The sequence below is a fragment of the Streptomyces sp. CA-294286 genome (genome assembly GCF_050947155.1).
In the GTDB taxonomy this organism is placed as follows: Bacteria; Actinomycetota; Actinomycetes; order Streptomycetales; family Streptomycetaceae; genus Streptomyces.
This window is the reverse complement of record NZ_CP192005.1, coordinates 2,696,857-2,716,513: the sequence shown is the minus strand read 5'-3', so window position 1 is coordinate 2,716,513 and position 19,657 is coordinate 2,696,857. Positions and strand designations below refer to the sequence as shown.

Here is a 19,657-nt window from a genome sequence, read left to right as displayed (position 1 = left end):
CCCCGGCGCACTGTGGTGTCCGGAACGACCGCACAAGGAGAGGTATGACCATGAAGGTCACGGTTACCGTCACGGACTGTCCCGCGCAGGACGCGCGCACGGTCCTCGAAGTCCTCGCGAAGGGATTCCCGTCCTCGGACCGGGGCCCGGGGGACATGCCGCAGGACACCCCGGGGGCGGGGCCGACGGTGTGGACGTCCGTCTTCGACGTCCCCGACGACGCGCACACCGACGGGGCCGCCGGTCCGTCCTCCCTCTCCGGCCCGGTGACGGTGACCCTTCAGGGCACGCCGGAGGGAGTGGAGCTGGTCCGGGACGCACTGAACGCGGGATTCTCGCTGGTGGACGAGGGCGAGGCGTCCGGCGACCAGGAGCGGGAGGTCAGGCTGCGGCTGGCCGGCCGCGACGGGTAGCACGCACGCCACGCCGCGGTGCGGGACGGGCTCCACGCGCCCGCACGTACGCCGAGGGCCCCCGTCCACCTCCGGACGGGGGCCCTCGGCGTACGGGGTGCGGGAGGTTCGGCGGGGACGAGGTCGGCCGGGCGGGTGTCCTCGCTCCGACGGACGAGCGGCATGCCACGGTGCGAGGTCGGTCGGCCGCTCGGTTGGGGCGTGCCGGGGTGCAAGTCGGCCCGTCGCTTTGTTGGCGCGTGCCGGGGTGCGTGGTGGTCGGCCGTTCGGTTGGGGCGTGCCGGGGTGCGAGGTGGTGCGTCGCTCGGTTGGGGCGTGCCGGGGTGCGAGGTGGTGCGTCGCTCGGCTGGCGCGTGCCGGGGTGCGAGGTGGTGCGTCGCTCGGTTGGGGCGTGCCGGGGTGCGAGGTGGTGCGTCGCTCGGTTGGGGTGTGCCGGGGTGCGAGGGACGCCGCTCAGCCCAGCGGCAGGTGCACCCGTACCCGCTTGCCTCCGGCCAGCCGCTGGATGTCGTACTTGCTGCACAGCGCCAGCACCAGTTCCAGGCCGTGCCCGCCGATCCGCTCGGGATCGGGCGCGCCGGGCTGCGGGAGGCTGCTGTCGGTGTCCCAGACGGTGATCCGCAGCGTGTCGCGGCCGGTCCCGGCGCCCGCGTCGGATCCGTCCCGGTCGATGGCCACGTCCAGCAGGCACGGCCCCGGCGCGTACTTCACCGCGTTCGTGACGAGTTCGCTGACCACCAGCTTGACCGTCCCCGACGTACGCGGGGAGACCGTGACCCCGTGCAGCGCCTCGGCCCGTACCAGGAAGTCCGCGGCGAAATCGCGGGCTTCCCCGATGGTGCCCGGCGCGCCGTCATACGTCGCGCTGGCACTGAAGGGGATGGTCACTTCCGCAGCCACCGTCGCTTCCCGCACCGTTCGCACCGCCGTCCTGTGTCGTACACCTGACGTCCCCCGTGAAGTCCGGTGCTCTGCTGTCGCGCTTTCCCCCAAAGCGCGATTTCAGTCATGGCAATCTCAGGGAGTGCGCACGGTGCCGGACGGGCCGGTGTTTCCGCAGGCCACAGGGGGTGCAGCTGAGAAAACTCGGTCAGTGCTTGACGATTTTGCGCACGTTGTCCAGGCTGCCACAGCCGGACGCGAGCTGCTTGTCGCGTTCCCGGGTGAACGCGGCGCCCAGCTCGGCCCGGCGTTCGTCACTGACGTTCGCGCGGGCGTCGTTGAGGATGGTGCGCTCCTCCTCGTCGGTGTGGTGGGAGATCTTCTCGGACAGCTCCTCCAGCTTCTCGTCCCACTCGTCGGAGCCGACCTCCTCGACCTCCATGAGGGCGAGCAGCGCCTCGTTGCCCTCCTCGTGCTCCTCCTCGCCGTGCTCGACCTCCTCCTCGTCGATCTTCTTGTAGCGCTTGAGGGCCGGGTAGACCTCGGCCTCCTCGGCGAGCGCGTGCGCGATCAGCAGGTCCGCGAACTCGTCGAGGGCCTTGGCCCGGTCGGCCTCCGAGCTGCGCATGTTCCGCAGCAGGTCCTCCATCGTGCGGTGGTCCTTGAGGATGAGTTCGACGACGTCCGTGGTGGTCATGGGTGAGTCCTCCTCCGTACGGGCCGCACCGGGAGCCGGTGCGGGCTGTGCCACCCGGATACCCCCGGATGCCGCCTCCGTCACGGTGGTTCGCCCGTCCGGGTAAGCGCCGCGCCGCCCGGTTCCGGAGCCCGGGACGCGACGGCCGCTCCTCGTGCGCAGGCGGCCGGCCCCGCCGTCAACGCCACCGGCCCCCTCCTCCTTCCGGCGGAAGCCACGTTCCGATCCGTCCGCCCGGGGCACACGTGCGCCATGAACCCCGCGCACCCCGCAGCCCTCGCCGCCCGGACGCCGCTCGCCGAGCTGCCGCCGGCCGCCCTGGTCCTCCTCGCCCTCTTCTTCGCGGTCGCGGTCCTCAGCGCGGCGGCGCGCTACCTGCGGCCCGCGTCGAAGGGCTCCGACGACTGACCTCGGCCGCCCCCGGCAGCCTCTCCGGCGAGGGCCGCGATCTCCGTCCGCGAGGAGAAGCCCAGCTTCGCGAGGATGTGCTCGACGTGCGCGTCGGCCGTCCGTTTCGAGATGACGAGCCGCTCCGAGATCTCCCGGTTGGTCAGCCCCTCCGACACCAGCACGGCGACCTCCCGCTCGCGCCGCGTCAGGTGTTCGACGGACGGCGCACGGTCGCCCGCGGGCGCGTCGGTCACGGGCCGTGCGGCACCCGCCAGGGCGAGCTCGACGGCCTGGTCGAGCGTCAGCCCCGCTCCCTGCCCGAAGAGCAGCCGGTACTCGGATTCGCCGAGCTTCTTGCGCAGCAGCGTCTCCACCCGCGAGTGGTCGTCCTGGTAGATCGCCACCCCGATCATGGGTGAGCCGATCCTGCGCCACAGCTCGCTGCACGTGCCGAGCAGCCAGGCCGCCGTCCTGCACCTGCCGGTCTCCGCGGAACCCCACGCGAGCAGTTCCAGCGAGTTCGTGGTGGCGAAGAAGTCCCTCAACTCCCGGCTGGCGCGCAGCGATTCCCGGGCCAGCCGGACGCTCTCCGGGGCGTCCCCGCGCGTCCACGCGGCCATGCCCTTGATGCCCAGCACCTGGCTGGTGATCATGCATTCGCCGGTCCCGCCGCCGGGCGCCGCCGCGATCAGCCGCAGCGCCTCGTCCGCGTGGGCGTCGGACTCGTCGGAGTGCCGTATCAGCGACTGGACGTACGAGCTCTGGTAGTGGTGCACCACCAGGCCGAGCGGGTCGCCGATCCGGTGCTGCCCGGCGAGCGCCTCGGCGAGCGTGCCGCGCCCGGTCGCCTCGTCGCCCAGGAGCCAGGCGATGCCGCCGATGTAACCGAGGGCCAGCACCCGGTCGAGTTCGGAGCCGCACGCCTCGGCGACCCGGCAGGTCTCCTGGAACCCCGCCAGCGCCGGGCCCACATCGCCCTGCATGACGGCCAGCAGGCTGCCCCACAGCAGGGCCTGGGAGCGTTCCCGCGACGGTTCGGGGTCCAGCGCGAGGCCCTTGTCGAGCCAGTACCGGCCCTCCTTGAAGAGGCCGGCCGTCGACCAGAAGGGCCACAGCCGCGCCGCCATCACCAGCGCGGGCCGCACGCCGTCCGGCCGCGACAGCGAGTACTCCAGGGCGCCGCGCAGATCGGCCAGATCGCGACGCAACTGCCAGTACAGCGGCACCTGTTCGGCGCTCAGCAGCATCTCGAAGAAGTACGAGGCGCGGCTCAGGTAGTGGTCGCGGTGGCGTCGCCCGCACCGTTCCCTCTCCTCGTCCGTGCAGCGGTCAGCGCCGTACTCGCGGATCGTGTCGAGCAGCCGGTAGCGGGCGCCCTCGTCGCCGTCGCGCAGGACGACCGACTTGTCGACGAGCCCTATCAGGTGCTCCAGGACCTGTTCCCGGCCCAGCCCGTGCGCACCGGCCGCACCGCCGTCCTCCTCGTCCGCGCACACCTCCTCGACGGCCGTCAGGTCGAAGGACCCGGCGAACACCGACAGCCGCGCCCACAGCAGCCGCTCCTGCGGCGAGCACAGCTCGTGGCTCCAGTCGATGGCGGTGCGCAGCGTCTGGTGACGGGGGAGCGCCGCGCTGCGCCGCCCGCCGGTCAGGACCTGGAAGCGCTGCTCCAGGCGGGCGGTGAGCTGCGCCAGGGGCAGGGCCCGCAGTCGTACGGTGGCCAGCTCGATGGCGAGCGGAATGCCGTCCAGCCGTTTGCACAGGGCCAGTACGTCGCCGCGGTTGCCCGCGTGCACCTCGAAGCCGGGCACGACCGCCGACGCGCGCTGGGCGAACAGGTCGATCGCGTCGTCGTCGCCCAACGGCGGTACGAGCAGGGTGTGTTCGCCGGGCACGTCGAGCGGCTGACGGCTGGTGGCCAGTACCGTCACGCCCGGGGCCTCCCGCAGCAGCAGGTCCGCGAGCAGCGCGCAGGCGTCCAGCAGGTGCTCGCAGGTGTCCAGCACCAGCAGCACCCGGCGGTCCGACAGATGCTCGATCACCACGTCCAGCATCATCCGCCCCGACTGCTCGGGCACCCCCAGCGCGCCGGCCACCGCGCCCGGCAGCAGCTCCGGGTCGTGCAGGGCGGAGAACTCGACGAGGACGACGCCGTCCTCGTACTCCCCCTTGAGGGAGAGCGCGGTGCGCAGCGCGAGGCGGCTCTTGCCGACGCCGCCGGGGCCGGTCAGCGTGGCGAGGCGCGAGCGGCGCAGCAGCCCGCGTACGTGGTCGAGCTCCGGGATCCGCCCGACGAAGCCGGTCACTTCGACGGGCAGCGTGCCGGTGCGCCGGGTGTAGCCGAGTGCCATGTCGCCCCCCACACGCGGTCTCCAGGTGCGTCCAGTGTGGCCCGTCGAGGCGGGCCGTGTCAGCGTGCGGACCGTACGGTGACAGCTGGTGACGGTATGGGGCAAGACCGCACCCCCTGACGGGTTCACCCGATCGGAGTAAGTGGGCGGAATTCGATCCTCCGACTGTGTTGGGCCTGCTACGCGCCGTGTACGGGCTGCGTGCGGGCCTTCGGGGGCACCGGGAGGGCGCGGCGGAACGATCACTGCGGTCGCGGGCCGTGCGGCGGGCGCGCGCACTGGAGACATGCGCAGGGCACCGCAATCGCTCGGTGCTGCGCGGAACGGAAGGAGACGAGACCCCCATGACCTCTCCCCACCCCCACATGAGCACTTTCACCCCCGAGGACTTGGACGGCGCCAACGTCGTCGACGCCGAGGGCAACAAGGTCGGAGCCGTCCAGAAGGTCTACCGCGACGACTCCACCGGAGACCCGGAGTGGGTCACGGTACGGACCGGCCTGTTCGGCACGAAGGAGACCTTCGTCCCGCTGTCCGGCGCCACCCGTACCGACAACGGACTCCGGGTCCCGCACAGCAAGGACCTCATCAAGGACGCGCCGCGCATCGACGTCGACGGCCACCTCGACCGCTCGGAAGAGGGCACCCTCTACCGGCACTACGGCCTGACCGGCCCCGGCGACCACGGCCGTGCCGCGTCGAACGGCTTCACCTCCACCGGCCGCCACGCGGCGGGAGCCGCCGGTACGGGCATGGCGGCGTCCGGCCGGACGCGGTCGGACTCCGGTCACTCCGACACCTCCGCCCGCTCGTTCGCCGGAACGGGCACCTCCGCACGCGACCTGGCCGGCGCGGGCGCGCCGACCCGCAGCGGCGTCCCGGACCTCGGGCACACCGGCCGCCACGCCGCCGGGGGCAAGGAGCAGATGGAGGAGATCCTCATCTCCGAGGAGCGGCTGGACATCGCCACCGAGGAGCACGAGAGCGGCCGCGCCCAGCTGCGCAAGCGCGTGGTGACCGAGGACGTCACCAAGTCCGTCGAGGTCAGCCACGAGGAGGTGCGCGTCACCCGGGTTCCCATCACCGAGGAGGAGCGCCGCATGGGCCACACCCACGCCGACATCGGCGAGGAGAAGGTCGAGGTCATCCTCCACGAGGAGCGCGCGGTGATGCGCAAGGAGACCGTCCCGGTGGAGCGCATCCGCCTGGAGGTCTACAAGGTCACCGAGCAGCAGGAGGTCTCCGGTCAGGTCCGCAAGGAGGAGATCGAGTTCGACGACGGGGTGCACGCCAAGCACGCGAACACCCGCGAGGGCTACCGCGACGACCCCCGTATGCGCTGACCCCACCGGCACCCTTCGCATGCGCCGGCCCACCGGGCGCCCCGCGCATGCGTCGACCTCACCGGCAACAGTCCGCCTCCGACACCGACACCGACGCGACACGGGACGCCGACGCCCTCCGGGGCGCCGGCGTCCCGCGCGGCGCAGGGTTCACGGCGCGGTTCGGTGACGTGGGGTGGGGCGGCGGGAGGCGGTCGGCGAGCGGGCTGCGTGCTGCGCTCCTCGGTCGCGTACCGTGCGCCGATTCGAGCGTCCCGCGCCCGAATCGGCGCACGCCCGTCCCCGGGCCCCGTCTCGCGACCCGGTGAGCCGCAGGTCGCGCGAGCGGCACGGGCAACCTTTTCTCCCCCGGCGGCAACAGAGGGACCGGGACGCCGGATCCACCGGAACCGGACCGTCCCCGCTCCCCATCCCCGGCCGGAACGGATCCCCCATGACCGAGTACAGAAGCAAGCCCCGGCACCGCCGCCGCAAGACGGCCCTCGTTGTGGGCCTCCCCCTCGCCCTGGCCGCCGCGGGGGCCATGACGTACGGAGGCGCCTTCGGCCTGTTCGGCGAGACCGCCCAGCCGCACGCCTCCGCCGCCGACGCCGCCGCGTCCAAGGCGTCGGCGGCGAACACCGCCTGGGCCAGGGAGTCCGCCGACGGCTTCGCCTCCGTGCACGCCCTCGGACAGAAGGGCACCTACGGCGGCCGCGACGGCAGGACCGTGACCGTCCGCACCCTCGCCGAACTGGAGCGGTACGCGACGGCCCCCGAGCCGTACGTCATCGTCGTCGCGGCGACGATCCGCATGAACCCGGTCGGCAAGGAGATCAAGGTCGCCTCGGACAAGACGATCGTGGGCGCGGGAACCTCCGGCCACCTCGTCGGCGGCGGTTTCTTCCTCGGGAAGGGCGTCCACAACGTCATCATCCGCAACCTCACGATCCGGGACTCCTACCAGGGCACCTGGAACGAGAAGGACCGGGACTTCGACGCCGTCCAGGTGGACGGCGCCCACCACGTCTGGATCGACCACAACGACCTGCGCCGCATGGCGGACGGGCTGATCGACCTGCGCAAGGACAGCACCTACATCACGGTGTCCTGGAACAAGCTCAGCGACAACAACAAGACCTTCGGCATCGGCTGGACCCCCCACGCCACCGCCCAGCTCACCATCCACCACAACTGGTTCCGCGAGACCGGACAGCGCAACCCGTCCACGGACAACGTCGCCCGCGCCCACCTCTACAACAACTTCCTCCAGGACCTCCCCGGCACCGCCATCACCTCCGCGTACGGCAACTACGCGCGTGGCAGGACCAACATGGTCCTGGAGAACTCCTACTTCGAGGGCGTGCACAACCCCGTCACCCGCGACGCCACGGCCACCGTCACCCAGCGCGGCAACGCCTTCGCACGGACCACCGGCCGCAACGAGAGCGGCGGCAGCGCCCCCGCCTTCGACCCCCGGAAGTTCTACCCGTACACGCTGGACAGCGCCTCCGCCGTCCCCGCCCTCCTCACGTCCGGCGCGGGACCGCGTGCCTGGATGGGTACGACCGGTCCCGCCCCGGCTTCCGCCCAGCCCGCTCCCCGTGCCGCCGCCCGCACGCTCACCGTCGCCAAGGACGGCTCCGGCCAGTTCTCGACCGTGCAGAAGGCCGTCGACGCCGTCCCCGTGAACAACGCGTCCCGCGTGGAGATCGCCGTCAAGCCCGGCACCTATCGCGAGCTGGTGAAGATCCCCGCGAACAAACCGCACGTCACCCTCCGGGGCACCGGCAGCAGCCGCAAGGACACCGTCATCGTCTACAACAACGCCGCCGGCACGCCCAAGCCGGACGGTTCCGGCCCGTACGGCACCGGCGGCAGCGCCACCGTCGCCGTCGAGTCCGACGACTCCCAGCTGCGCAACCTCACCGTCTCCAACGACTTCGACGAGGCCCGCAACCAGCACGTCCAGAACCAGCAGGCCGTCGCCCTGCGCACCGCCGCCGACCGGATCGTGCTCGACGGCATCATCGCCGAGGGCGACCAGGACACGCTCCTCCTGGACACCGCGGGCAGGGACAGACTGGGCCGCGTCCACGTCAGCGGCTCGTACATCACCGGCAACGTCGACTTCGTCTTCGGCCGTGCCACCGCAGTGATCACCCAGTCGGTCATCACCGTCAAGAAGCGCTGGAACGGCACCTCCGCGGGCTACGTCACCGCCCCGAGCACCGCCGCGAACCGCAAGGGCTTCCTCATCACGCACTCCGCGGTCAACGGCGACGTCTCGCCCCGCAGCTTCCACCTCGGCCGGCCCTGGCACGCCGGCGGCGACGCCACCCTCCGCCCGCAGGCCACCATCCGCAACACCAGGCTCAGCGACGCGATCAAGCCGGCCCCGTGGACGGACATGAGCGGCTTCTCCTGGAAGAAGGACCGCTTCGCCGAGTACGGCAACACCGGCCCCGGCGCGGGCCCCGCCACCGGGGACCGCCCCCACCTGTCCGACGCCCAGGCCGCCGCCCAGACCGCCAGGACCTGGCTCGGCGACTGGACCCCCACCCCCTCCTGACCCCCCTCCACCCCTGGGCAGCGGGCCGCCCCTTCCCGGCCCTCCCTGGGCAGCGGGCCCCCCTTTTTCCTCACCCGTGCCGCCCCCTGGGCAGCGGGCCGCCTTCCCCGCCCCCCTTGGGCAGCGGGCCGCTCCTGCCCCCCTCCGTGCCGTCCCTTGGGCAGAGGTCCGCCCAAGGGGCGGCACGGGTGGGCAAGGGGCGGCCCCCACCGGAGGCGCACCTCCCCGCCTCACGCCCCGCCCCCGCCGTACGCCCCACGCCACGCCCCGCCCCCGCCGTACGCCCCCACGCCACGCCCCCGCCAGGCCCGTACGCCCCGGACCCCTACCGCCCCGAACGCGCTCGTCGCACCCGTTCCCGCCCCCGTACCCCTCCCCGCGCAACTCCCGCCCCCGAAACCGCCAGCACCGCCAGCACCACCAACGCCGCCGCCGGCCCCAGCACCGTCCACGGCGCCAGCTCCGCGTACGCCTGGTTCTCCGACAGCAGGCGTCCCCACTCCGGCGAGGGCGCCTGCGCGCCCAGTCCCAGGAAGCCCAGCGACGCCAGCACCAGCACGGCCGTCGGCAGCCGCAGCAGCGCGTTGCGCAGCACCGGCGGCACGAGCGCGGGCAGCAGATGGCGGCGCAGCACGTGCACGCGCCCGGCCCCGAGCGCGACCGACGCCGTCACGTGCCCGGCGGCCCGCTCCTGCTGGAGGAGCGCGGCGGTCTGGGCGGCGTACGGACTCCAGCCCACCACGCACACCGCGAGCGCCGCCCCCAGCACGGACGGCCCGGTGAGCCCGGTGACCAGCAGCCCGGCCAGTACGGCGGGCAGCGTCGAGACGACCTCCGTCAGCCCGGCGCTCGCCTTCGCCACCATGCCGAGCAGCACGCCCACCAGCACGCTGACGGCGGTCACGCCCAGCGCGACGCCCGTCGTGCGCAGTGCCCCGTGTCCGAGCCTGGCCAGCAGGTCGCGGCCCAACGAGTCCGTGCCCAACGGGTGTTCCGGCGACGGCGGGAGCAGCCGCGCCGCCGTGTCCACGTGCAACGGGTCGCGCAGCAGCCCCGCCACGCACAGCGTCACCAGGACGAGCGCGCACGCCGCGGCGAGGTACCGCAGTGCCGCGGGCGCGGGCATCGGCGGGCGGTGCAGGGTGGGCAGCGCCCCCTCGCGCAGCGCGGGCCCCAGCATCCTCCGGCGCAGGGCCCGCAGGCCGAGGCCGGCGGCGGCTCCCAGCAGGACGAGCGTCAGCGTTCCCGCCTGGAGCACCGGCAGGTCCTGGGCGAGGGCGGCGCCGAGCACCAGCCTGCCCACCCCCGGCACGTTGAAGATCATCTCGACGGAGACGGCCCCGCCGACGAGGGCGACGACGGTGGGCAGGAGCTGCGGAAGCACACCGGGCACGGTCCGGCGCAGCGCGTGCCGTACGGCGTGGCCCGGCGGAAAGCCGACGGCGTACCAGGTGCGCGCCCACGGCTCGTGGAAGGCGGCGGGCAGTGCCTGGTCCAGCAGCCCGCCGATCATCGCGCCGGACGGCACCCCGAGCGCCAGCGCGGGCAGCACCATCGACGCGGGCCCCGCCCAGCCGCTCGACGGGAACCAGCCGAGCCACACCCCGAACACCGTGGCGAGCACGGACGCCAGCAGGAACTTCGGGAGCGCGGCGAGCACGGCCGCACCGGTCCCCGCCCGTGCGCGGTGCAACCGCCGTCGTGAGCCGAGGAAGACCGTGCGGGCGCACACGAGTGCGGCGACCACGACGGTCACCGCCAGCGCTCCGGCCACCAGCGTGAGCGAGACCCCGAGCGCCGACACCAGGTCGGGCAGCACCGGCTCCCCGGAGACCCACGAGGTCCCCGCGTCCCCGCGCAGCAGCCCGCCGCACCACCGTCCGAGGAGCGTCAACGGGCCGTCGTCCAGCCCGAGTTGCTCCCGTACGGCAGCGAGCGCCTCGGGGGTCGGGTTCTGCTCGGCGGAACGGGTGCGCAGGACGGTCAGCGCGGGGTCGGTGCGCGAGAGCCACGGAAGCAACGCGACCGCGACCAGCAGTCCGGCTCCCGCCGCCACCCGCCCGGCCAGGGCCCCGGCACCGGTTCCGATTCCGGCCCGCCACACGGACGCGCGACGCCGGGCGGGGGCCCGGAGGGGCACGCGGGCGGCGGTCCGCGCGGTGACCCGCGAGGTGGGGACGTCGACCCTCATTTCCCGCTGTCCGCTACTTCAGGCGGGTGTCGAGGTCGATCAGCGAGCGCTCCCGCGGATCGAGCAGCACCCCGCTGACGTGCGTGCCGATGCCCTGGACGACCTTCTCGTGCACCAGCGGCAGCACGGCGTCGGTGCGCAGGATCTCCGCCTCGGCGGCCATGATCCTCTTCCGCCGCTCCTCGGTCCCGCCCTCCTGGGCGGCGGCGGTGATCGCCTTGTCCACCGCGGGGTCCTTGAGCCGCGCGATGTTGTAGACGCCCTTGCTGGTGAAGTCGCTGGCCAGGTACGACACGGCGTCGCCGGTGTCGAGGAGGGTGACGCGGGAGAAGACGAGGGCGTCGTACTTCCCGGCGAGCAGGTCGCTCTCCATCTGCGTGTACTCGCGGACGTCCTGCCGGACCCCGAACCCTGCCTTCTCCAACTGCTGCTGCACGACGCTCGCCACCTCGGGCAGCTCACCGCGGTTGGTGTACGTCGCGAGCCGCACCGTCCTGCCCGCGGCCCGCACCTGGTCGGCGGTCGCGGCCCGCGCCCGTCCTGTGACCTCCTCGCGGGCCCCGGCGGCCCAGCCGACGCCCGGTCCGAACAGTCCCCGGGGCGCGTCGGCGTAGCCGCCGAACACGGAGTCGACGAGCACCGACCCGTCCACCGCCTGCCGCGCGGCGCCCCGCATCGCGGCGTCGGCGAAGACGCCGCCGCCGGTGTTCAGGACGAGGCTGTCGGTCCGTACCGAGGGCACCTCGTGCCGAGTGCCCTCGGGCAGGAGCTTGGCCTGGGAGGTCGGGATCCACTCGGCGACGTCGACCTCGCCGGCGCGCAGCGCGTGGGTGCGGGCGGTGCCGTCGGCGATCCACGACACGTCGACGCCGGGGGTCTTGGCCCTGCCGCCCCAGTAGCCGTCGAACCGGTCGAGCGTGGCCTTCGTCGTGCCGGTCAGCCGGGTGATCCGGAAGGGACCCGTCCCTGTTCCGACGGGGCTGACGGCGCCGTTCTTCGCGTACGCCTCGGCGGAGAGGATGCCGAGTGCGGGGCTGGCCAGGCGCAGGGGCAGGACGGGGTCCGGCGTGCTGGTGGTGATCCGCACGGTGTCGGCGTCCTCGGCCTCGGCGTCCAGCGTGACGTCGCTCAGCACCCGTGGCCCGGCCGCCGCCTTTCCTGCCTGGTCCAGGGCGTTGACCACGGCCGCGGCGGTCACCTGGGCACCGTTCTGGAACGACGCCTTCCGCAGCTCGAAGGTCCACGTCCTCGTGTCGACCTGCTTCCAGGACGTCGCGAGGGCGGCCTGCGCGGTGCCGTCCTCGTCGAGCCGGGTCAGCCCTTCGGCGACGGCCAGCTTGCTGAGGACGGTGGCGTCGTTGCTGTACGGCGAGAGCGCCTGCACGGGAGGGACGGCGAGCGCGACCCGCAGCCGCTTCGCACCGCCCGCTGCCGAACCGGAGTCGCGGTCGCCGTCGCTCGCCGCGAAACAGCCGGTGAGCAGAGGCGCGAGCGCGAGAACCGCGATCAGACCTCGGTGGGGGGTGCGCATGGTGGGGGGTGTCCTTCGTACGGCTCCATGGACGCCTCCGGCCCGCCCCGGTGAACCGGAAGGGCCAGAAGGCCGCGCCAGCATATAAGGCAAGCCTTACCGAACCACCGGCGGGTGCATGAATGCTCAACCACTTCCGTACGGCAACCGAACACGCTCGCGCTGCCCCGAGCGGTCAGACGGCCCGCGGCGACAAGGACACCCTCTCCAACGCGCCCCGGACGGCGGCCGTCCGCTGAGCCGCCCGCAGGACCGCGTACCCGGCGAAGCCCCCGAGGGTGTTGGCGATCAGGTCGTTGACGTCGACGGAACGCCCGTGGGCGAGGACGAGGTACTGGAGCAGCTGGAAGACCTCGATCCCGAGGCTGACGAGAGCGCAGGCCAGCACGGTACGGCCGCGGCCGAGACGCGGGAGCAGCAGCGGCAGCAGGAAGCCGAGCGGCACGAACATGACGATGTTGGGGATCATCGAGAGGTCCGCCATGAGCAGCGGAACGGGCTGGATCTGCCCGATCCACGCCGCCTGGTTGCGGTAGTCCCCGCCGTAGATCCACAGCGGGAAGACGGTGAGCGAGGCGACCGCCGCCGCGTAGAGCGCGGTGACCAGCCGCAGCACGAGCGGGCCGCCCCGCCAGCCGGGGACGTCGCGCCGCCGGCGGGCCAGGGCGACCAGGACGAAGACGGCGAGAGCGGGTCCCAGCACGGCGGTGGCGGGAATCTGGATCTGGAAGTTCACGGGGGCGCCCCTGGGGCTCGCTGACGGATCGACGGGACCGATCCTCGTCCGCGCCCGGACCGCCGGGGATCCGCCGAAGGACGGAGCGGGCCCGCACCCCTACGACTTTCGGCAGAGGGACTCCGGGCAGACGCTACGTACGCTGCCGGTATGTACTTCCCGCACTTCGGCAGGGGCTCCGCGCGGGCGCGCCGCGTCCTGCTGCGCCTCGGCGCGGTCCCGGTCGGGGCCGTCCTGGTGCTGGCGCTCGCCGCCGATCACCGCACCGGCGTCCACCGCTCCGCCGTCGGCCTCCAGACCCTCCTCTCGATGGCCGGACTCGTCCCCGCGGCCGTGGTGTGGAGGGTGCGCCGGTGGCGCGGCGACCCCCGGGCCGTGGCGGTGGCCGGCGCGGTGGCGGGGGTGGTGTCCCTCGGGTGCAGCGCGTGGGTGCGCGCCGTGGCCGGGCGGCCGGACCCGGCGGTGGCGCGCGCCGACGCCTACACCCTGTTCGAGATCGCCGCGCTCGTCGTGGTGCTGGTCGCCACGGCCCGGTACGGGGCGGCCCGGCCCGCCGCCGCGGCCTGCCTCCTGCTGTTCCTGGCCGTCGTCCTGCGCCCGGTGGCCGTGGAGGCGACCGAGAACAGCCTCCTCCTGACGCTGTTCTGCACGCTCACCGTCTGCGCCGGACTGACCGGGGCGCTCGTGGCCCGGCTGGCGGCGGCCGACCGCCGACGCCACGCCGAACAGGTACGCCTGGAACAGCGGCTCGACTTCGCCCGCGACCTGCACGACTTCGTGGCGCACCACGTGACCGGCATCGTCGTACAGGCCCAGGGGGCCCAGGTGGTCGCGGCGTCCAGGCCGGAGGCGACGGTGCCGGCGCTGGGGCAGATCGAACGGGCCGCCTCGGAGGCCCTGCGGACCCTGCGGTACATGGTGAGCGGGCTGCGTACCGAAGGCGAACCGGTACCGCCGGGCGGAGTGGAGCAACTCCGTACGCTCGTGGCGGGCTTCGCGCTGCCCGGCGGCGGGCGCGCCCGGCTCGTCGAGGAGGGGCCCGTCGACCGGCTGCCGGCCGCGGCGACGGCGGCCGTGCACCGGGTCGCCATGGAGTCGCTGACGAACGTGCGCAAGCACGCCCCGGACTCCCGGCAGGTGTCCGTGACGCTGCGGGCCCTTGCCCGGTCCGCCGAACTGGACGTCGTCAACGACCGGTCCGGTACGGACGCCCCGACGCCGGGCGGATACGGTCTCGTCGGACTCCGGGAACGCGTCGCCGCCGAGGGCGGCGACCTGCGGGCCGGTCCCGACGGCAGCGGACACTGGCGCGTGAACGCCCGGATCCCCCTGGAGAGCGCGTGGAAGGACGGCCGATGATCCGGGTGCTGCTCGCCGACGACCAGGAGATCGTCCGCACCGGCATGGCCATGATCCTGTCCGTCGAGGACGACATCGACGTCGTCGCCCACGCCCAGGACGGCCTCCAGGCCCTGGAGATGGCGGAAACGCACCGGCCGGACGTCGTGCTCATGGACATCCGGATGCCGCGCCTGGACGGCCTGGACGCCCTGCGCCACCTCACCCGGCCCCATGCCGCCCACCGGCCGCAGGTCGTGATGGTGACCACCTTCGACGACGAGGACTACCTGCTCCGCGCGGTGGAAGCGGGGGCCGTCGGATTCATCCTCAAGGACTCCGGCCCGCGGCTGCTGGTGGAGGCGGTCCGTGCCGCGGCCGCCGGGGACTCCCTGGTCAGCCCGTCGATCACCGTGCGGCTCCTGCGCGGGTTCCGTGCCGTCTCCGCCAGGCCCGAACCCGTCACCCGGCTCTCGCCGCGCGAGCGGGAGGTCGTCGTCCTGCTGGCCGGGGGCCTGACGAACGCCGAGATCGCCGCCGCCCTCACCATCACCGTGGGCACCGTGAAGACGCACCTCACCCACGTGCAGTCCAAGCTCGGCGCCAGGAACCGCGTGGAGATCGCGGCCTGGGCCTGGCGCAACGGCCTCGTGGGACGCGACACCTGAGACGCCGGGCCTCCCCGTGCGGCCTCCTCTCGCGGCCGTCACGCGCGGCCTCCCCGCGCGGCCGTCACGCGCGGGGCAACGAGCCGCCGCCCTTCGAGACCGGGCCCGCGCCCTGCCGCCGCTTTTCGCGAGCTGGGTCCACCGCCGACGCCCTGCCGCCGCTCTCCGAGGGCCGGGCCCGCGCCGACGATCCGCCGTCACCTTTCGAGGTCGGGGCCTACGTTCGAGTACCTGGTCCGATGCCGGCGGCTCGCTCTCACCCTTCGAGGACCGGGACACCGGACCTGAGGCTCCGACGCGTCCAGGCGCGCCCGGTCGCCCGGTACCAGGCGACGGCGAGCACGGCCCCGATCGCAGCTTCCACCAAGTCGCCCCCGTAATACATCACTTGGGCACCGAGATGCAGGTCGGCGGCGGAAGGAGCGGTACCGGGCGGAGGTGTCGCGTACAAGGACTTGGCAAGCACGGCGTGCGCGACGCCGGCGGCCAGCAGGGCCCCCGCGCGCAGCGACAGCGACCAGCGCCGGCGCACGGGGTCGATCTGGCAGACGGCGAACGTGAACAGCAGCCCGGCCGCCAGTACGTGCGCGTGCACCACGGCATGCAGCAGGGGGTGGTGTTGCGTCGCCGCGTACAGCTCCGTGCGGTACAGCAGCCACAACCCTCCGACGTCGAGCAGTGCCGCGAGCGGAGGAAAGGTCAGCAGCCGGACGGGGCGGGAGTGCGCGAGGGACAGCAGCCGCCGCCGGGCCGCACAGGGCGGCAGGGCGCGCAGGGTCAGGGTGAGGGGACGGGCCAGGACGAGCAGCAGCGGAGCCGCCATGCCCACGAGCAGGTGCGCGGCCATGTGCGCGGTGAACGGCTCGCCGGGCAGCGGCCCCACCCCGGCCCAGGCGACACCGGCGCCTCCGGCCCCGAAGGACACCACCCGCCACCGGGACCATTCGTCCCCCCTGCGCCACAGCCGCCCCGAGGCGAGCACATAGGCGGTTACGGCCAGCAGCGCCCCCACCGAGGACGACCACTCCCACAACCCGGGGGCCGCCGCCACGCCGGGATGCGTATGGGCGAGCCTCACGACGCCGTCGCGGCCCGGACGCGGCGGGCCGCACGGACGCCCAGCACCACACCGATCACGAGCAGCAGGGCGCCGGCCAGGTTCCACCCCCAGTCGTACGGAGTGACATCCACGCCGTACCTGACCTGGTGCAGCCGCAGCAGTTTGTGATCGACGATCCCGTCGAAGAGCTGGAAGCCGCCGAGCCCGAGGAAGAACCCGGCCCACGCGTGGTCCGGGGCCAGGGTGCGTCGACGGCGAAGATCCGCGAAGAGGAAGAACCCGGCGACCAGCCCCAGCACTTCGGCCGTGTGCAGCAAACCGTCCGACAGCAGCCCCACACCGCTGGTGGAGCGGTCGTAGAAGTGGTGCCAAGCCAGGATCTGGTGAAAGACGATCTCGTCGACAGCGGCCATGAACGCCGCCCCGATCACCGCGCACACCACCATGGACCTGCGCGGCTGGGGCGGATCCGAGACGGGGGGTTGCTGGTGGACCGATCCGTTCATGAGACTGCCTTCCCGGTGTGTGGGCGTCGACCAGCACTACGGCTACCCCCTCCGCACGCGGGTGAGCCCGGGAAACGCCGGCATTCGGCCGTGTGCGCCACGCCCCGCGGGCGCGACGGCAGGTGACTCGCACCGACGATCCGACATGCCCCCGCGCACCCGGACGCACGAGCGGCGGCCCTTCGAGACGCCCCCCCGCGTGCTGCTTCTCCGCGCACACCGCAGAGGGTTGTCCGTACGCGACCCTCCCGCTTCCGGAGTGCACGCGCCCCCGAAGCGGGAGACAGTGAAAGGCGTGGCTCTCCGGGCATTCCGGGCCGGACCGCTTCTGCGTGTGCGGCGCGACCCACGCGCCGAGCCCAAGAGCGCGCGGAGCCGCAACCCCGAAGAACGGAGCAGAACCCAGTAGAACGAAGCAGACCAAGCAGAACCAAGCAGCACCGAGGGGCCGGTGACCGAGGGGCCGGAGACCGAGCGGCCGGAGATCGACCGCGCGGGCCGCCGTCCCCGAGTCGAGGGCGCCGGACCGTGCGTGGAACACGTTTCACGGGTCAGGAGGATTGCAGGCGAGGAGAACGCCGGACCTCGCCACGACCGACGGCACACTCCCGGCTCGCCCCGGACGTACGGAACCCGCGGACACGGACGCGGCCGGATGCGCGAGGCGGGCGCCCGAGGGCAGACAGCCTTCGGAGCTTCTCCAGAAAGGATCGCAATGCGCGCACTGACATGGCAGGGCAAGCGGGACGTCCGAGTGGAGACGGTTCCGGACCCGCAGATCCAGAACCCCACGGACATCATCGTCAGGATCACCTCCACCGGTGTCTGCGGCTCGGACCTGCACCTGTACGAGGTCCTCGGCCCCTACCTCGACCCCGGCGACATCCTCGGCCACGAGCCCATGGGCATCGTCGAGGAGGTCGGCTCCCAGGTGACGTCGCTCGTGCCGGGGGACCGGGTCGTCATCCCCTTCAACGTGTCGTGCGGACACTGCTTCATGTGCGACCGGGGTCTGCAGTCCCAGTGCGAGACGACGCAGGTCCGCGAACGCGGCACGGGCGCCTCGCTCTTCGGCTACACGAAGCTCTACGGACAGGTTCCCGGAGGCCAGGCGGAACTGCTGCGCGTGCCCTTCGGCGACAGCCTGCCGATCAAGGTCCCGCACGGGCCGGCCGACGACCGGTTCGTCTACCTCTCCGACGTGCTGCCGACCGCCTGGCAGGCCGTGGAGTACGCGGCGATCCCGCCCGGCGGGTCGGTGGCCGTGCTGGGACTCGGACCGATCGGCCTGATGGCGGCACGGATCGCCCTGCACCGGGGCGCGGGCCTGGTGGTGGGCATCGACCTCGTGAACGAACGCCTGTCCCGCGCGGCCGCGGACGGGGTGAAGTGCCTCGACCTGCGCCGGCACGGCAAGGACCTCGGCGAAGCCGTCCGCGACCTCACGGACGGCCGCGGCCCCGACGCGGTGATCGACGCCGTCGGCATGGAGGCGCACGGCGCCCCCGTGGCGAAAGCCGCCCACGCCGCCGTGGGACTCCTGCCCGACGCCCTCGGCGAACGGCTCATGGAAACCGCGGGCGTGGACCGGCTGGCCGCTTTCCGGGCGGCGATCGACCTGGTGCGCAGGGGCGGCACGATCTCCGTGTCCGGCGTGTACGGCGGCGCGGCCGACCCGCTGCCGATGCTGACCATGTTCGACAAGCAGATCCAGCTCCGGATGGGACAGGCCAACGTCAGGCGCTGGGTCGACGACCTCCTGCCGCTGCTCACCGACGCGGACCCCCTGGGCGTCGACACCTTCGCCACGCACAGGCTGCCGCTCGAAGAGGGTCCCCAGGCGTACAAGACGTTCCAGGCCAAGGACGACGGAATGATCAAGACGCTCCTGATCCCCTGACCCCTGAGCCATCCGCTGACCCCTGAGCCATCCCCTGACCTCTGAGCCGCGGCAGTGGGTCAGGGGCCCGGTGGGCCGTGCGCCTCGTCCTCGCCGCCGGGAACGTTCTTCCGGCCGATGCGGGCGGCACGCACGTCCCACCCGCACGTCCCACCGCGCACCCCCGGTTGCCGCTACGGCTCGATGTTCTGGTTCACGTGGAACAGGTTGCCGGGGTCGTAGGCCCGCTTGACCTCCACGAGGCGTTCGTAGTTGCCCCGGTAGTTGGCCCGTATCCGGTCCTGGTCGTCCTCGGCCATGAAGTTGATGTACCCGCCCTCCTCCGAGTGCGGAGCGGTGGCCTCGTAATAGTCCCGCACCCAGGCGGTGTTGGCCTCGTTGTCGGCGGGGTCCGGCCACATCCCGGCGATCACGGTGGCGAACGTGGCATCCCGGTAGGCGAAGGCCGTGTCCTGCTGTGCCACGCGGTGGCAGGCGCCGTTGATCGGGTAGATGTGCACCGTCGAATTCACGGCGGGCAACCGAGGCGCGTGTTCGAGGTGTGCCGCGATCGCCGCGTCACTGAGTTCCGTCACGAAGTTGGCCTTCCAGTAGTGCTGGAGACCGGGCGGCACCAGCGCGTCGAACGCGCTGTTGAGGGCGGAGTACGGCATCGGCCCGACGTGCTCGGCCACCACCGGCGCGATGTCGCGGTACCGCTGGACGGCGCGCTCTCCCTCATCCAGGGGGCCGGCCCAGCACACGACGATCAGGACGAAGGTGTCGCCGTGCCGGTTCTCCGGGATGAAGGGCAGCGGCGGAGCCACCTGGAAGGCGGGGAACCCGCCGAGCTCCTCCGGCGCGTCGGCGATGAGTTCCCGGAACGCGCGCAGCACCGTGCCGGCATCCTCCAACTCGAAGAGAATGGGCCCGCCGTAGACGTCCTTGACCGGGCTGAGCCGGAACTCCAGCGACGTCACCGCGCCGAAGTTGCCGCCGCCGCCGCGCAGGGCCCAGAACAGGTCCTCGTGTTCGTTCGCGCTCGCGACGAGCAGCTGGGATCGACACGGACGCCTCGCATGCCGGACAGATCGGCCACCAGGCCGTCGTCACAGGTCCCG

The 19,657-nt window shown here is 73.0% G+C and carries 16 protein-coding genes; 7 read left to right on the top strand and 9 right to left on the bottom strand.

The features are described 5' to 3' along the window. Positions 1-50 precede the first annotated feature (50 nt). A complete protein-coding gene (locus ACQPZG_RS16830; protein WP_433546571.1) occupies positions 51-413 on the top strand; it encodes a hypothetical protein in 363 nt (120 codons plus the stop codon). 453 nt (positions 414-866) lie between these two features. Here ACQPZG_RS16830 and ACQPZG_RS16825 read toward each other — a convergent pair whose 3' ends face one another. Together ACQPZG_RS16825 and ACQPZG_RS16820 are read right to left on the bottom strand one after the other, a co-directional pair. Beyond that, entirely contained in the window at positions 867-1,301 is a 435-nt protein-coding gene (locus ACQPZG_RS16825; RefSeq protein WP_433546570.1) for an ATP-binding protein, read from the bottom strand. A 202-nt stretch (positions 1,302-1,503) separates the two neighbouring features. Next, positions 1,504-1,992 carry a hemerythrin domain-containing protein gene (locus ACQPZG_RS16820; RefSeq protein WP_433546569.1) on the bottom strand — a complete coding sequence of 163 codons (489 nt, stop codon included), beginning with the start codon at positions 1,990-1,992 and terminating at the stop codon, positions 1,504-1,506. A 252-nt stretch (positions 1,993-2,244) separates the two neighbouring features. On the opposite strand from ACQPZG_RS16820, the gene ACQPZG_RS16815 reads away from it, so the two are divergent. Then, positions 2,245-2,400, top strand: a complete 156-nt coding sequence (locus ACQPZG_RS16815) for a hypothetical protein (protein ID WP_433546568.1) — start codon at positions 2,245-2,247, stop codon at positions 2,398-2,400. Here the strand turns inward: ACQPZG_RS16815 and ACQPZG_RS16810 are convergent. Beyond that, complete coding sequence (locus ACQPZG_RS16810) at positions 2,364-4,733, bottom strand: ATP-binding protein (RefSeq protein ID WP_433546567.1); 2,370 nt, start codon at positions 4,731-4,733, stop codon at positions 2,364-2,366. The genes ACQPZG_RS16815 and ACQPZG_RS16810 overlap by 37 nt on opposite strands. Before the next feature lie 344 nt (positions 4,734-5,077). Here ACQPZG_RS16810 and ACQPZG_RS16805 point away from each other — a divergent pair, with 344 nt between their 5' ends. Together ACQPZG_RS16805 and ACQPZG_RS16800 are read left to right on the top strand one after the other, a co-directional pair. After that, positions 5,078-6,076 (top strand): PRC and DUF2382 domain-containing protein, encoded by a 999-nt coding sequence (locus ACQPZG_RS16805; RefSeq protein ID WP_433546566.1) that lies wholly within the window; start codon positions 5,078-5,080, stop codon positions 6,074-6,076. A gap of 433 nt (positions 6,077-6,509) precedes the next feature. Further along, positions 6,510-8,627, top strand: coding sequence for a pectinesterase family protein (locus tag ACQPZG_RS16800; RefSeq protein ID WP_433546565.1), 2,118 nt, complete (start codon positions 6,510-6,512; stop codon positions 8,625-8,627). A 325-nt stretch (positions 8,628-8,952) separates the two neighbouring features. Here ACQPZG_RS16800 and ACQPZG_RS16795 read toward each other — a convergent pair whose 3' ends face one another. The 3 genes from ACQPZG_RS16795 to ACQPZG_RS16785 form a co-directional block, all read right to left on the bottom strand. After that, positions 8,953-10,818, bottom strand: a complete 1,866-nt coding sequence (locus tag ACQPZG_RS16795) for an ABC transporter permease subunit (protein ID WP_433546564.1) — start codon at positions 10,816-10,818, stop codon at positions 8,953-8,955. 13 nt (positions 10,819-10,831) lie between these two features. Further along, positions 10,832-12,349 carry an ABC transporter substrate-binding protein gene (locus ACQPZG_RS16790; protein ID WP_433546563.1) on the bottom strand — a complete coding sequence of 506 codons (1,518 nt, stop codon included), beginning with the start codon at positions 12,347-12,349 and terminating at the stop codon, positions 10,832-10,834. A 175-nt stretch (positions 12,350-12,524) separates the two neighbouring features. Next, positions 12,525-13,085, bottom strand: coding sequence for a VanZ family protein (locus ACQPZG_RS16785; protein WP_433546562.1), 561 nt, complete (start codon positions 13,083-13,085; stop codon positions 12,525-12,527). Between the two features lie 150 nt (positions 13,086-13,235). On the opposite strand from ACQPZG_RS16785, the gene ACQPZG_RS16780 reads away from it, so the two are divergent. Next, the gene (locus ACQPZG_RS16780) at positions 13,236-14,444 is read left to right on the top strand and encodes a sensor histidine kinase (RefSeq protein ID WP_433546561.1); all 1,209 of its coding nucleotides are present in this window, start codon (positions 13,236-13,238) and stop codon (positions 14,442-14,444) included. After that, entirely contained in the window at positions 14,441-15,091 is a 651-nt protein-coding gene (locus ACQPZG_RS16775) for a response regulator (protein ID WP_433546560.1), read from the top strand. The genes ACQPZG_RS16780 and ACQPZG_RS16775 overlap by 4 nt, the downstream gene beginning before the upstream one ends. A gap of 256 nt (positions 15,092-15,347) precedes the next feature. On the opposite strand, the gene ACQPZG_RS16770 is transcribed toward ACQPZG_RS16775, so the two are convergent. Together ACQPZG_RS16770 and ACQPZG_RS16765 are read right to left on the bottom strand one after the other, a co-directional pair. Further along, entirely contained in the window at positions 15,348-16,142 is a 795-nt protein-coding gene (locus ACQPZG_RS16770) for a cytochrome c oxidase assembly protein (RefSeq protein ID WP_433546559.1), read from the bottom strand. Positions 16,143-16,165: 23 nt separating this feature from the next. Beyond that, complete coding sequence (locus ACQPZG_RS16765) at positions 16,166-16,657, bottom strand: DUF2243 domain-containing protein (protein ID WP_433546558.1); 492 nt, start codon at positions 16,655-16,657, stop codon at positions 16,166-16,168. A gap of 715 nt (positions 16,658-17,372) precedes the next feature. On the opposite strand from ACQPZG_RS16765, the gene ACQPZG_RS16760 reads away from it, so the two are divergent. Further along, on the top strand, positions 17,373-18,557 hold the full coding sequence (locus ACQPZG_RS16760; RefSeq protein ID WP_433546557.1) for a zinc-dependent alcohol dehydrogenase: 1,185 nt from the start codon (positions 17,373-17,375) through the stop codon (positions 18,555-18,557). A 173-nt stretch (positions 18,558-18,730) separates the two neighbouring features. On the opposite strand, the gene ACQPZG_RS16755 is transcribed toward ACQPZG_RS16760, so the two are convergent. Further along, on the bottom strand, positions 18,731-19,516 hold the full coding sequence (locus tag ACQPZG_RS16755) for a BBE domain-containing protein (protein WP_433546556.1): 786 nt from the start codon (positions 19,514-19,516) through the stop codon (positions 18,731-18,733). Positions 19,517-19,657 lie beyond the last annotated feature (141 nt).

Bases quoted from the DNA above. Each gene is read 5' to 3' on its own strand.
- ACQPZG_RS16805 (WP_433546566.1), top strand. From the start codon at position 5,078: ATGACCTCTCCCCACCCCCACATGAGCACTTTCACCCCCGAGGACTTG.
- ACQPZG_RS16810 (WP_433546567.1), bottom strand. From the start codon at position 4,733: ATGGCACTCGGCTACACCCGGCGCACCGGCACGCTGCCCGTCGAAGTG.
- ACQPZG_RS16800 (WP_433546565.1), top strand. From the start codon at position 6,510: ATGACCGAGTACAGAAGCAAGCCCCGGCACCGCCGCCGCAAGACGGCC.
- ACQPZG_RS16765 (WP_433546558.1), bottom strand. From the start codon at position 16,657: ATGAACGGATCGGTCCACCAGCAACCCCCCGTCTCGGATCCGCCCCAG.
- ACQPZG_RS16775 (WP_433546560.1), top strand. From the start codon at position 14,441: ATGATCCGGGTGCTGCTCGCCGACGACCAGGAGATCGTCCGCACCGGC.
- ACQPZG_RS16815 (WP_433546568.1), top strand. From the start codon at position 2,245: ATGAACCCCGCGCACCCCGCAGCCCTCGCCGCCCGGACGCCGCTCGCC.
- ACQPZG_RS16780 (WP_433546561.1), top strand. From the start codon at position 13,236: ATGTACTTCCCGCACTTCGGCAGGGGCTCCGCGCGGGCGCGCCGCGTC.
- ACQPZG_RS16760 (WP_433546557.1), top strand. From the start codon at position 17,373: ATGCGCGCACTGACATGGCAGGGCAAGCGGGACGTCCGAGTGGAGACG.
- ACQPZG_RS16830 (WP_433546571.1), top strand. From the start codon at position 51: ATGAAGGTCACGGTTACCGTCACGGACTGTCCCGCGCAGGACGCGCGC.
- ACQPZG_RS16790 (WP_433546563.1), bottom strand. From the start codon at position 12,349: ATGCGCACCCCCCACCGAGGTCTGATCGCGGTTCTCGCGCTCGCGCCT.
- ACQPZG_RS16795 (WP_433546564.1), bottom strand. From the start codon at position 10,818: ATGAGGGTCGACGTCCCCACCTCGCGGGTCACCGCGCGGACCGCCGCC.
- ACQPZG_RS16820 (WP_433546569.1), bottom strand. From the start codon at position 1,992: ATGACCACCACGGACGTCGTCGAACTCATCCTCAAGGACCACCGCACG.